This window comes from uncultured Brevundimonas sp., from assembly GCF_963975535.1.
Lineage (GTDB): Bacteria > Pseudomonadota > Alphaproteobacteria > Caulobacterales > Caulobacteraceae > Brevundimonas.
The window spans coordinates 77,353-89,859 of the sequence record NZ_CAXBHE010000007.1 but is presented as its reverse complement, the minus strand read 5'-3'; the positions used below and the strand labels follow the sequence as shown (position 1 = coordinate 89,859).

The window sequence follows — 12,507 nt, the reverse complement described above, 5'->3', positions numbered from 1 at the left end:
ATGAACGCCCAACGTACCTCCGCATCGGGTGCGCCAACCGCAGGGTTTCGCCAGGTTGTTCTGGTGCCAGCACTAGCTTGTCCGCAGGAAATTCTGCGCCTCGTGGAATTGAGCCTTCAAAAGGGACGAGCTGCTCATTTGCGCTTCCTGAGGCAACGCCTTCGGTCGAAGGAAGATGCCGAGGATGTTCTGCAGGAGTTCGCTCTGAAGGCCACGCAGGGCGTGCGATACCTGACCAATCCCGGCAAGATCGATGCATGGCTCGGCATCGTCCTGCGCAATGCCCTGTTCGATCTTTACCGTCGAAATGCGAGCCGTACCCGGCTGAACGAGGCCATGCTGTCGGAGCTTCCCGTATCCACCGGAGATGATGCGCCTGAGAGCCTGGACCGGGCGTTGCAGTGCCTGTCCAGCGCTCTCGGCGACCTCAAACCGGAAACCGCCCAACTCCTGCGGCGCGCCGAGCTCCAGCAGACGCCTCTCAAGGTAATCGCCCGTGAGATGCAGCTCACCGCCAACAACGTCGGCGTTCGGGTGCACCGGGCCCGCGCTACGTTGCGCCGGGCGATGCAGGTGCGCTGCGGCTCCTGCTCCGACCCCTGCGCTCTTGCGGCACGGTGGCGATCAGCCGTCGGCCCGACAGGTCAAACCTCGACCGCAGCAGCGCGCAGAAGCGGCGGATGAATCAGGTGCGCAGCGACGTCTGATCCGAATCCTGCACTCTTACGGCACTGCAGAGACCAGTCGTCGGGTCTGCGCGTCAGCCTTCAATCTCGATCATGTCGCCATGGGAGGCCGCATAGTCCAGCGCATAGGCCAGTTCGCCCGCCGTCTCGGCGTGCACTGTCAGCAGAGGCTGGCCAACTGCGACTTCAGTTCCCAGGCGCACCTGCATCTCGACGCCGGCCGCCTTCCGTTCGGGTGCCCCCGCCAGCTTGGCCAGAGTGGCGATCTGGCGGTTGTTGATCAGGATGACGCGGCCGGATCGACTCGCATGAATTGGTGTTCGCTGGGCCGCGACGGGCGGCGTCCGCATACCCCCTTGCGCCTCGCAGATCCGCTGAAATTTAATCCAGGCGCGACCGTCGGCAATGACCGCTTCGGCAGTGGTGGCCCCAAGACCAGCCTCCGCCGCGCCGGCGAGTTCGAGCGCAGCACCCGCCAACAGACAGGCGCGTTGGCGAAGATCCTGCGGCGCTTCGGGACTATTCTGCAGTACCGAAAGTATATCGAGCGCTTCCAACGCCGGTCCAATGCCGACGCCGACCGGTTGGGTCCCGTCGGTCTGAACGCAGCGAGCCTTCAGGTCGAACCGTGCTGCGATCTCTATGAGACGCTGCGACAGCTTCCCGGCGGCTTCTCTTGTGCGCACTTTGGCGGTCGCACCAACGGGAAGGTCCAGCACCACATGGGTCGAACCTGCCGCGATCTTCTTTGACAGGACCGAGGCGATCAGCTGCCCTTCGGTGTCCACATCCAGAACGCGCTCGACCCGGATGAAGATATCATCGACGGGGCTTAGCCTCACGGCCCCGCCCCAGACGACGCAGCCCCCCTCGGCTTCCACCACGCGACGCATGGCGGGCAGATCGAGATCGACCGGCGCCAGGGTTTCCATGGTGTCGGCTGTGCCCGCCGGCGAGGTGATGGCCCGCGAGGATGTCTTGGGGGTAACCAGGCCGCAGGCGGCAAGAATGGCCACCACGATCGGCGTCGTGCGGTTGCCCGGAAGACCGCCGACGCAGTGCTTATCCATTACGACGTCGGACGCCCAGTCGAGCTGCTCTCCCGCCCCGACCATGGCGCGTGTGAGGGCTACGGTCTCGGCGTCATCCAGCGGCAGGACCGAAGTCGCGGTGAGGAAGGCGGCGAGGTGAATGGGGGTGTACTGGCCCGCGGCCACGTCCCGGATGATGCCGTCTATCGCTGTGTCGTCCAGCCTGGCACCGTAGATGCGCCGTCGCACGCTGGACATGGATTCGATCGCGGGCGCGTGCCGCACGGTGACGGGGTCACCAGCCTTTACGCCCAGCGCTCGCCAAGCTTCCTCGGAGAGCGCGGCCTCGTCCATGGCGAGAACGCTGCCGTCCATCTGATAAAGGGTGGCGTAGACCTCCCGGTCTGCGGACTTCACCACGACCTGCGACCGGGCCGACAAACCCTCCGAGCGGCAGGCGGGGCAATCCCGACGCATCAGTACGATCGAGTCGTGCTGGGCGTGGAGGCCGAAGCGGCGCGCTTTCAAGGGCGCTGCCGCCTCGGGGGCGTTTTTGACCATGTCGCTCACAGTTCGTGACGCTCCATCATCTCGGGGATAACGCAGTCCCATCCGAACCGGTCCTGGATCCGGACCCGCAAGGCGTCGGACGCATGGGGCTCGCCATGGACGATGAAAGTTTTGCGTGGCGGCCGCTTGATCCCGGAAAGCCAGCGCAGAATTTCCTCGTAGTCAGCGTGGGCCGAAAGCATCGGCAGGGTAGCCACCTCCGCGTTAATCGGAACCCACTGACCGTGGATTTTCACTTCCCTGGCACCTTCGACCATCGACCGACCTCGGGTGCCGGCCGCCTGGTAGCCCGAGAAGAGTATGGTGTTGCGGCGATCCGGGCCGAAGGCCTTGATGTGGTGCAACACCCGGCCGCCCGTCGCCATCCCGCTTGCCGCCAGGATCACTTTCGGCATGGGACTGGCGGTGATCTTCTTCGACGCTTCGACGTCCCGCACATAGGTGGCGATCCCGCACGCGGCCTCGCAGACGTCGCGCGGCATGCGATGATCCTCCAGGTGCGCGCACAGGAGGTCGGTCGCGTTGATCGCCATGGGACTGTCCATGTAGATCGGCACCAGGCCGATGCGGCCCGCCTCCTTCAGTTGCCAGAGATGGTACAGCAGCGACTGGGCGCGACCGACGGCGAAGGTAGGGATGACAATCGTGCCGCCCCGCGCGGTGGTTCGCTCGATAACGTCCCCCAGGGTCTGAGTGGGGTCCTGCGGATCATGGAGCCGGTCCCCGTAGGTCGACTCGACCACGACGTAGTCCGCCTCCGTCACCGGCTCCGGATCGACCATGGTGGCGTCGCCGTAACGGCCGAGATCCCCGGAGAACAGAATCCTCGTTCCGTTCCACGTCACCTCGGCCGTCGCGGCCCCGAGAATGTGCCCGGCCCGGCGTAGCATGAGGGAGGCACCGCCCGGCAAACGGACCTCTTGCCGAAAGGCCGTGGAAGAGAAGCGCTCCACGGCCCGCTCGGCGTCGTGCACGCCGTAGAGGGGTAGCGCAGTCTTGTGCTTCGAGTAGCCGTACCGGTTGGCGTTCTCGGCGTCCTTTTCCTGAATATGACCGCTGTCCCGCAGGATAATCTCGGCGACGTCCCGCGTCGCCGCGCTGGCCAGGATCGGCCCCCGAAAACCGTCCTTGACCAATTTCGGCAAATAGCCCGAATGGTCAAGATGGGCGTGGGTGAGGACTACGGCGTCGATGCTGGAGGGCTTGATCGGAAACGGATCCCAGTTCTGCTCGCGGAGCTTCTTCAGACCCTGAAAGAGACCGCAATCGACGAGGATACGGCGGCCATCCGATTCCAGCAGATGCTTGGAACCGGTGACTGTGCCTGCGCCGCCCAGACTTGTGAGGGTGATCACGATGTTGCTCCTTCGTATGTCATGCGGGCTGCAGGATGCGGGGATGAGCCTTGCCGGCCACGGCAGCGGCCTCCTCGAGCGTCAGGACCTCGTGCGGGTCAATACCCAGCAGTTCAACCGAAGCGGCGACCGCGTGCGCCCAGGTACAGCGGTTGGCGAATAGGAGGCCGGCCGTGTCGAGCGTTCCGCCGCGGCTCAGATAACCGAGCGCCCGGGTGCGCTCCGGCCCTCCGTCGAGGCGACGCAACAGCCCAAGCATCGGTTCCGGGCGGGTATGGGTGAGGATCAAACGGGGAAGACGTCGGGGAAAGAGTGCTTCGAGCTCCTCGGCCGAGGCAGCGTGGGCGGCTTCGATCTCGTCTCTCGGGACCCGGAACCGCCCGGGCTCGAGCAGGGCCGTTACACAGGCGCGACGGCCACTTCGATTGAGCCGCGCGGCCGCCGCCAGCGCCTCTCGCGCCTGATAGGCGCCGACCGCAACGATCTGGATCTCGGCCCTGTCGAGATCCCCTCCAATGAGGGCTGCGCCGCGTTCCCAAAGATCCAGGCCTCCCTCCCCGCTGAATACCTGGGGCAAGATCCTTTTGGGCGTGATCAGACAGGCGACCTCGCCGCGCCGGCCGTAGACCCCGCGGAGCGTGGCAACGGCGCTGTTGGCATCTACAGGGAACAGCACACGGGCGGTGTCCGACATCTCTCCGAGCAGGGCCTCAGCGAGGGTTGGATCCTGGTGCGATTGTTCGTTCTTGCCGTTCTCCCAAGTGTGGGATGTGGCCAGGAGCGGGACGGCGAGCCATCCTGGGACCTGACCGCTCTCGCGCTGATGGCGCGCGAAAATGATCTCCTGGCGCAGAAGACCCAGCATCTTCACCGCAAACGCTTCGTAGCTCACGATGAGATTGAGGCCGCCCTTGTTGCCGAGTGCGGCACCCGCGACCGCCTCTTCATTGAGAGCGGTGATCACGGCCCCGTCGATCGCCTCGGCGACGCCGGCTTCCGGTCGGTTCACCCTGTGGCGAAGCCGGTCGAGCGTGCGCCCCATGCCGTTGCTTCTAAGCTCGTCGGGATTGCCCAGGCGCACGCGCAGATCCGGGTTGGCGTCGACGAATTCCACGAACCAGTGATCGATCACCTCCATCGGCGACCTCGGCCCGTCCGACCAATCCGGGACGGGTCTCATGGGTGCCGGCGGCGCCCGCCGCGCGGCCGGATGGCTGCTCTCCAAGGGGCGGCGCTGCAGACTGTGGGTTGTGAGAGCCCCCAGCGCGGCTTCAAGTTCGCTTTTTTGCACGAACAGCGCCGCCGCCGCCGCGTTGAAAGCGGCTCGCGCTTGCTCGCTTGCGCGGGGGTCGCCCTCCAGCGGCAGGTTATGCGCCCGGTTCGTACCAGCCCCGGGAAAACCGAACCCCTTGACCGCCCGGGCGATCACATAGGGCAACGGCGCTGGATAGACCCGGTCGGGATCCGCCTTGAAGCGTGCCATCCGCTCTTCGGAGTCGAGAATGGCCCACGCCACCGCGGCCGGATCGTGTCCGTCGATCTGGACCGGGTCGAAACCGTTCAGCCGCAGGTGCCGTTCGAGCCAGCACGCGCCGCCGTCCTGGGCGATCTCGGTGCGCTCCTCAATGCGGCGCCCGTTGAGGATCATGATCGGCGTCGCCAGACCGCTGTCCTCTGCCCGCCACCAGCGCGGAGACCAGTCGGAGCCGCGCTGCTCCTCGAAAGCACCGTCGCTGAGAAAGGCGACCAGACTCTCGCCGGGCAGCGGGATGTGGACGTATTCGAGCTCGGCGAACCCGAGGTAGCCGCCCTCCGAGATGGCCCCGGCGGTGTCCGGCCCGGCGTGGCTGCCGAGCGGCGTGGCGGGCCGACCGTCGGCTCCTATGGCATAGCTGTAGAAGTCCGAAACGAGCTGGGACAGGCCGGCGTCCGAACGGCTGTAGCGACCCTTCTGTCGGGGCGACACATCGCCGGTGAGGGCATTGACCGCCTCAATGGCGGCCACGCAGTGCCCCTGGCCCATGATCCACGACCGCGTGGTCCCGGACAGGGCGTTCGCCAGCAGATAGCCGACGAAGGCGGTGACCATGTTCAGGGATCCGCCGGTATGGCCCTCCGGCGGGACCTTGAAAGCCTCCGCCGGCAGGGGCGCACCGGACAGGTCGACACGGCGTGCGTAAGTCATGTGCGCCACCAGCCACATTCCGGCGCTCGCGAGCCGATCTGCAGCGGCCACCAGACGGTAGACCGACTCCTCGTCCGGGCTGAGGCCGCGCCGCACCAGACGCTGCGCCATGCTTTCGATCCGCGTGATTGTTTCGGCGCGTCGGGCCAGCGGCCCATAGCCGGATCTCCACGTTTCCGCCCAAGTGATCGACACGGTTCCGCCTTGCCATAAACAGGCGGGCGCAGTGCCCGCTCTGGAGATAAGACGTCCCCTACCCGGAACGCTTACATCGTTGCGGAGAGACCGACAGCGGGATCGCCCATTCCACGCCGGTGCGCACCGGCCGGGCGCGCCAACCCCGCCCTGACCTTCCGGGCATCACGGTCAGGGAGACCGGCTGTCCCTCCGACCGGGTGATGCCGGATCGGCACGCAGGTCGATCAGATCCGTCTTACCGAAGGTTTTGCTGTAATCCAGGATCGAGAAGATGGTCGGGCGCAGGCGAACGACCGCGACACCCTCCAGAACCTCAGCCGGCGCAGGACGTCCAGATCTGGGAAACTTCTTCAGAACAAGATCAGCCACTCTCGCGAGCTCGGTGTCGTCGGTAACGCGCTCCGCCTCAGCCGCGAGGGAGAGCGCCTGGATGTCTCTCGAGGTCTCGAAGCCGAGCGTGACGGTCGCCGACACCCGGGGGTCCCGGACGATGTTGCTGATCTTTTGCGACAGAGGATCCGTCCCGAAATAAAGATTCAGGTCGTCGTTCACGAAACTGACGACGGTGGCGTGCGGCCAGCCATCTTCGCGCACTGTCGCCAGGGTGAGGGTCCCGGCCTGGCCGAGAATGGAGAGGATCAGCCGCCTCTGCTCAAACTCCACTACACACCCTCCAACGTGTCGGGGACATCGGACGGAGACGGGCGGAGCATGTCGCGGCTCCGCCGCCCTGTCCTCGAGCGATCAACCCGGATGGCGCTCAAGCCAGGATTCCAGTTCCGCGACTTCCCGTGTCTGTGCGTCAATGACGGCCTGCGCCATACGGCGGGCCTCCACATCCGTCGCATCGCTCGCCAGAAGAGCCCGCGACATCGCGATGCCCCCCTGGTGGTGGGCGATCATCTTGCGCGCCCAGATCCGTTGGGTGTTCACATCGGTCGCCATCATCATGGCGCGGTGCATGCCCATCTCGGCCTCCGAGAAGGCGGTCCGAGGCATGTTCATCCCCGGGGGCATGGCATGATCCTGGCCCATCATGCCGTGACCCTCTCCGGCGTGTGGCATGCTCATCCCGGCCATCGGCCGATCCGGCATCGCCGTTCCGGAGTCCGCGGCGGTGGCGGCGCACCCGGCGGCTCCGAGCAGGGAAAGAATCGACACGGCGACCGCAGTCCGCCTGACGGAGCGTTGAGTGACTTCAAACATGGAGGAGATCCTATGGATCACGCCACCTGCCAACAGAACGTGACGTCCCGATCGCGGCGGCTTCTGATTCAACGAACACCGGCGTGCTTGGTTCAGTTCAGCTGTCAAAGCGCGCTCTCGGTCGAACCGGAACAGGGTGGGCTGAGCATCCGGGGCAGGCCGAGGCTGAGCACGACGCCAATCCCAGTCAATGTCGACATGATGAGGAACGACCCACCGGGCAACCAGGCGACATCATACAACAGGCCCCCCGCGGCCGAACCGACGGCCGCCCCTAGGCTTGCCGCGGCGGTTTGCCGGCCGAGTTGGAGCCCCTGCGCCCTGCCGGCCCGGCTGGAGATCCAGTAGACTAGGATCGGTGTCAGTATGCCGGCGCTTGCCGCCACCGCCCCGATCACCGCGAGCATCCAACTGAAATTGGTCGCGCGTGGCAGCAAAAGCAGTCCGATCGTCAGGACGACCAGGGCAGGCGCGATCATCCAACGGGTTGTTGAGGGTCTGACCCAGGGCGAGAACACCATCGCTTGCACCACGATCATCACCACGCTGCACTCCGTGAACATAAGGGCGATCTGGGTCGTGCTCATGCCCAGTTCCTGTTTCCCACGAAGCGACAGACCGACCTCGAATACCCCGACCCCGGCGGCAACGATGAACGCCAGAATCAGTAGTTTGGGAATCAGCCAGCGACTTGTCACCGCCACGGCCAGGTCGGGCCTGCTCACCTGCACCCGGTGCCTGGTTCGCGGCAAGACGAAGACTGCGGCACCGGCCACGGCAAAGGCGAGAACGGCGGTCGCGCCCAGCGGAAACGCTAGAGACCCCATCGGATCGCTACTCGAGACCAGATCCGCGGCAGCGCTAGCGATGAACACGCCCAGCATCGGCCCCAGCAGGAATCCCGAGATGCCCGACAGGCTGACGAATGTCAGCCGGCGCGCCCGCGCCTCCTCGGTTGCCGCCAGATCGCCGATGGTGGCCAACGCAACTGGTGTAACCGCAGCGGCGAACAGGCCGCTTAGAACCCGTTCCGCATAGACGGCGACGAGGCTCTCAATGAAGGCAAACACCAGCATGGTGGCGCCGAAACCCACAAGCCCGATCAGCAGGATCGCCCGACGTCCATACCTGTCGGACAGGCGCCCCCACATCGACGCGAAGAGAAACAACGACAGCATGTAAAGGCCGGTCAGCAAGCCCGTTGACTGGGAAATCTCCCCGACCTCCGCCCCCGCGCCAAGCAGCCGCTCGATGATGAACGGCAGCAACGGAAGGAGAACGCCGAAGCCCATAGACACCGTAAAGACCGCTGCCATGAGGACGGCCATCGTCGCGGTCGGTATGCCTTGCGGAGCGAGGTCTTTCATGCGGCCGCCGTCGGTAACGGGGAGGCCGCGGGAGCCTCGCCCGGGCGGTGGATGCCAGTCAGTTTGGTCCGCTTCAACATCAAGGCGATGACATTATAGCCGACCGCCCACGGCAGGTTCTGATGTATCTTCCCGAGCGTAGCCAGCGACAGCTCGACGGCACCCACGACGTCGAACGGGTCACTCTTGATCAGCACGATATCAGCACTCGCCATGGCGACGTCGGTGCCTGCGCCAATGGCGAAGCCGACGTCGACCTGGGTCAGGGTCGGGGCGTCGTTGACGCCGTCGCCGACCATGCCGACCTTTCTGCGTTGCGCCTGGAGCTCCTTGACCTTGCTCGCCTTGTCGCCGTGCAGGACGTCAGCGAACACTTGGCCTGCGCTTCCCGCATGGTCCCCATGTGCCTCGGCAGGCACCGGCCCGTCTCGACCGGACGCGCTTTTGACAGGCTCGGCGTGATCCTGACAGACAAGCTTGAGCATAGCCTCGCCGGCGCAGGAGAAGCCACATGCTTTGGTCGCGGTCATGACTGCGGACAGGTTGGTCCTGGACGCGTCGTAAGCAACCGTCGCGGAATCAGAAACTGCGTTCACCGACACACGACCGACTCTATCAATACGGCCCTGTCGTTTCTGGGTCCCTCCCGCCCCAAGGATCGAGAACAGATTGCCAACGTCGAGTGTGCGGATGGTCATGGCTGCGTTCCGTCTGGTGACGAAGGATCCGAAGGATGCCCCGTTCGATTGTCTGCGCCCCGCCCTGGAGCGATGGGCTATAGCCGTCGCGTCTACATTGGGAGCGGGTTTCTAGGTAGTCCGGGACCCGGCTTCAGAGAACAGACCGCCTTCGATGCCCATGGCCAGATCTGTTGCGGCGATCGAGCGGCGTCCCGATATCTCGCGACCGTCGAGCGCCCTTATGGCGTCTATCGTCTCCGGCACCACGATCGCCTGGTTGTCGACCATATAGGCGTAGAAGAGTTCATCGCCCTGCACCTTGAGCATGTTGGCCCAGAGCGCCACCTCATAGAGGTCGCTGCGAGATCGGCACCGATCCGCCATCAGCTCCTTGACGGCGTTGAGGGCGTTAAGACCGTACGCATCCTTCATCAGCAGAATGCGTGATGAGGATCGCAAGGCGTCGAGCACCTCGTCCTTGTCCGCCGTCCGGGTCATCTGGATCGACCAGTAGTGGAGATGGGCGATCGTCTCCGGAACCCTGACGGCCATGGTCACCACATCGAGGTCAGGATCGACGGTTTGGGCGTCGGGGCCCTGGTGACTGGGGATTTCGGGCTCCGGAACGAGGGTATTCATGATGCCGCCCAGGTGACTTTCCCACGGATCGGTCGCGCGTCGAAGCAGGACGCCGCGGGCCCGAAGGAGCAATCCTGCGCGTTTGAGAGCGCCCAGCGTCCGCACCGTCGCTGTGGTGTTGCAGGAGACGACCCGGGTCGCCTCGCGCCCGACCGCCGTCTCGAAATTGGCCTCCGAGACGAAGGAATGGCCGGTGACCGCGTGCTTCTCTCCGCCCTGCAGGACGAACTTCAGTCCCCGGTCCCGGTAGAGCGGGACATTGTCGGCCGCCACCCGCTTGGGCGTGCAATCAACGATGACATCGGCCTCATCCAACAGATCGTCCAGGTCGCCGGCCGTCGGCACGCCCGCGGCACGAAGTTCAACGCCTGCCTGGGGCGTGGCGGCAAAAAGCTGCACACCCCGGTCCTGAAGGACACGCGTGCGCCAGTCCGTCGCGACGTCAGCGACCCCTACAAGGGTCATATCCCTCTGGACCCGGACCGCATCGGCGACCCGTTTACCGATGACGCCGTACCCGTTCACGGCGACCCGCGTTGGTTTTGTCATGACGACATCTCTCCTCGTAGTCCAAAAGCAGGTAACAGGCGGGAAGCACATTGACGCTGATCAATGATTGGTTCCAGTGACGCGTGTCGTTCCTTAAGAACGACGGGTGAGGCCGTAAATTTGACGCCGATGACGGAAGACGCGAAATCATGAGCGGGTCGCCGCATTCGCTGACTACGGTCATTTGAGATTGCAGCTGGTACCCACATCAACCAGTCCACCCAGAGTCATCCCTTCCGGGGGTAGCAACCGCGCACCAAATACCTTGCCTGAGCACGCGATAGCCGATGACACCTGCTCGAATTTGTTCGGAAACATGAGTGAGATTGTCTAGGCTTAATGAGCTGCCGGATAGGACATCAGCAGTTCCACCTAACCGGGTTGGTGATGATGGAAAACTAAGTGTGGACCATGTAATCTCGAGTAAGGGGAGCAGCGGTCGGCTGCCGCGCCAGTTGGATCTGGAATACCATCAGGCCTCCGACGCGGAATGCGGCCTCACAGACAGCGAGATAATATTCCCACATCCGGCAGAAGCGCTCGTCGTAGAGTGCGGCGGCCTGCGCCCGCCGAGCCTGAAAGCGTTCCGACCAGTGCCGCAAGGTCTCGGCATAGTGTAGCCGAAGAATCTCAACGTCGGTCACCCACAGGTCATTCTTCTCGACGCTGGCCAACACCTCGGAAAGCGACGGACAATAGCCACCAGGAAAGATGTATTTGTCGATCCACGGATCACTGTCGCCCGGTGGATTGCGGTGGCCGATCGCGTGAATCACGGCCAATCCATCCGGAGCGAGCCGGCGACGGACCACATCGAAGAATTCGCCGAAGTGCGGCACCCCGACATGTTCGAACATGCCGACCGAGACAATTCGGTCAAATATGCCTGATGAATGTCGATAGTCTTGCAGGTGAAATCGCACTCGATCATCAAGGCGCTCCTCTCGCGCGCGCTTTTGCGCAAGCGCCAACTGCTCCTTCGACAGCGTAAGGCCGTCGACCTCTACCCCATGATTCCTCGCAAGGTCGAGCGCGAGACCACCCCATCCCGATCCGATGTCTAGGACGCGAGCGCCAGGTTCGAGGCAGAGCTTCGCGGCGAGGTGCCGCCTCTTCTTCATCTGGGCTTCATCAAGTGTTTCAGCACCAGTCTGGAAGTAGGCACATGAATACTGGAGATCTTCATCAAGGAACAGTTTGTATAGATCTTTCGACAGATCATAATGGTGGGCTACATTGTCCCGCGCGCGCTCGACCGGATTATGACGCTGTAGCCTCTGGACCCGAGCCGCGAAGCTACGAAGAATCTGGGCCTCCTTGGTCAGAGCCTCCGCCGCAGCCACCGCGATGAGAAGGAAGTCGCGCAATGAACCGTCCTGTAAGATGAGGTCGCCATCCATATAGGCTTCGCCCGCCCGGAGGCTGGGGCTGGCGAGCAAGCGAGCCGGTACTTCAGGATCGGTCAGGCGCACGGTCGCGAAGGGCCTAGTGCCCGTCCCGAACTCGTGACGCCCGTTCCAAGGATCGAGGACAACGAGCGTTCCGTACTTGACGGCCCGTTCCAGCACCTTGGCCAGCACCGTGAATGCTGCGCGATCGGGTGAAACAGCACGCAGGGCTTTTTTCAACATCGGATGGTCTCTTCTTGCCCTGTGGATTGGCATCAGGATTTCACGAATAAGACGGTGAACCCGCCAGTGCCTTACAGTTGCGGTTTACCAATGTTGACAGAGTGAAATCGTTGGGTCGTTCATCCATGTCCGAGCGTCGCCCGGCGGGCGGATTGAACCATGGGGCCGCGTGGGGTTTTGCTGACATGTGGATCCGCAAACTTTGGCATTCCGACCGCAAATTCCCAGCAGCGGGGCTGGAAGCCGACACGCACGCACGAACACCTTCCAGTGGCGATGATGACACTCCGGCGCAGTCCTTGCTGCTACTCTCGCAGCCCTCAGCTCCATGACAATGTTCAGCGTCCGCCTGCGCTGCTGAAGCGCGACAACGTCAAAGGCTGCAAGCCCGCCCAAATTTCGATCTGCCC

At 64.0% G+C, this 12,507-nt stretch carries 10 protein-coding genes; 1 reads left to right on the top strand and 9 read right to left on the bottom strand.

The features are described from left to right. On the top strand, nt 1-684 hold the full coding sequence (locus AACZ75_RS11190; protein WP_339872936.1) for a sigma-70 family RNA polymerase sigma factor: 684 nt from the start codon (nt 1-3) through the stop codon (nt 682-684). Nucleotides 685-760: 76 nt separating this feature from the next. Here AACZ75_RS11190 and AACZ75_RS11185 read toward each other — a convergent pair whose 3' ends face one another. The 9 genes from AACZ75_RS11185 to AACZ75_RS11145 all read right to left on the bottom strand — a co-directional run bounded on the left by AACZ75_RS11185 (nt 761) and on the right by AACZ75_RS11145 (nt 12,097). Next, nucleotides 761-2,278 (bottom strand): thymidine phosphorylase family protein, encoded by a 1,518-nt coding sequence (locus AACZ75_RS11185; RefSeq protein WP_339873031.1) that lies wholly within the window; start codon nt 2,276-2,278, stop codon nt 761-763. Between the two features lie 5 nt (nt 2,279-2,283). Then, nucleotides 2,284-3,642, bottom strand: a complete 1,359-nt coding sequence (locus tag AACZ75_RS11180; protein WP_339872935.1) for an MBL fold metallo-hydrolase — start codon at nt 3,640-3,642, stop codon at nt 2,284-2,286. A gap of 19 nt (nt 3,643-3,661) precedes the next feature. Beyond that, the gene (locus tag AACZ75_RS11175; protein WP_339872934.1) at nt 3,662-5,938 is read right to left on the bottom strand and encodes a xylulose 5-phosphate 3-epimerase; all 2,277 of its coding nucleotides are present in this window, start codon (nt 5,936-5,938) and stop codon (nt 3,662-3,664) included. A 255-nt stretch (nt 5,939-6,193) separates the two neighbouring features. Continuing rightward, nucleotides 6,194-6,688 carry a pyridoxamine 5'-phosphate oxidase family protein gene (locus AACZ75_RS11170; protein WP_339872933.1) on the bottom strand — a complete coding sequence of 165 codons (495 nt, stop codon included), beginning with the start codon at nt 6,686-6,688 and terminating at the stop codon, nt 6,194-6,196. An 81-nt stretch (nt 6,689-6,769) separates the two neighbouring features. Next, entirely contained in the window at nt 6,770-7,231 is a 462-nt protein-coding gene (locus AACZ75_RS11165; protein WP_339872932.1) for a DUF305 domain-containing protein, read from the bottom strand. Nucleotides 7,232-7,335: 104 nt separating this feature from the next. Beyond that, nucleotides 7,336-8,598 carry an MFS transporter gene (locus tag AACZ75_RS11160; protein WP_339872931.1) on the bottom strand — a complete coding sequence of 421 codons (1,263 nt, stop codon included), beginning with the start codon at nt 8,596-8,598 and terminating at the stop codon, nt 7,336-7,338. After that, the gene (locus AACZ75_RS11155) at nt 8,595-9,296 is read right to left on the bottom strand and encodes an HAD-IC family P-type ATPase (protein WP_339872930.1); all 702 of its coding nucleotides are present in this window, start codon (nt 9,294-9,296) and stop codon (nt 8,595-8,597) included. The genes AACZ75_RS11160 and AACZ75_RS11155 overlap by 4 nt, the downstream gene beginning before the upstream one ends. Nucleotides 9,297-9,407: 111 nt before the next feature. Continuing rightward, a complete protein-coding gene (locus AACZ75_RS11150; protein WP_339872929.1) occupies nt 9,408-10,466 on the bottom strand; it encodes a type II glyceraldehyde-3-phosphate dehydrogenase in 1,059 nt (352 codons plus the stop codon). Between the two features lie 398 nt (nt 10,467-10,864). After that, on the bottom strand, nt 10,865-12,097 hold the full coding sequence (locus AACZ75_RS11145) for a cyclopropane-fatty-acyl-phospholipid synthase family protein (protein ID WP_339872928.1): 1,233 nt from the start codon (nt 12,095-12,097) through the stop codon (nt 10,865-10,867). Between the last annotated feature and the right edge of the window lie 410 nt (nt 12,098-12,507).

Coding starts and splice junctions, on each gene's coding strand:
- AACZ75_RS11190 (WP_339872936.1), top strand. CDS start 1: ATGAACGCCCAACGTACCTCCGCATCGGGTGCGCCAACCGCAGGGTTT.
- AACZ75_RS11185 (WP_339873031.1), bottom strand. CDS start 2,278: ATGGTCAAAAACGCCCCCGAGGCGGCAGCGCCCTTGAAAGCGCGCCGC.
- AACZ75_RS11175 (WP_339872934.1), bottom strand. CDS start 5,938: ATGGCGCAGCGTCTGGTGCGGCGCGGCCTCAGCCCGGACGAGGAGTCG.
- AACZ75_RS11165 (WP_339872932.1), bottom strand. CDS start 7,231: ATGTTTGAAGTCACTCAACGCTCCGTCAGGCGGACTGCGGTCGCCGTG.
- AACZ75_RS11160 (WP_339872931.1), bottom strand. CDS start 8,598: ATGAAAGACCTCGCTCCGCAAGGCATACCGACCGCGACGATGGCCGTC.
- AACZ75_RS11155 (WP_339872930.1), bottom strand. CDS start 9,296: ATGACCATCCGCACACTCGACGTTGGCAATCTGTTCTCGATCCTTGGG.
- AACZ75_RS11150 (WP_339872929.1), bottom strand. CDS start 10,466: ATGACAAAACCAACGCGGGTCGCCGTGAACGGGTACGGCGTCATCGGT.
- AACZ75_RS11145 (WP_339872928.1), bottom strand. CDS start 12,097: ATGTTGAAAAAAGCCCTGCGTGCTGTTTCACCCGATCGCGCAGCATTC.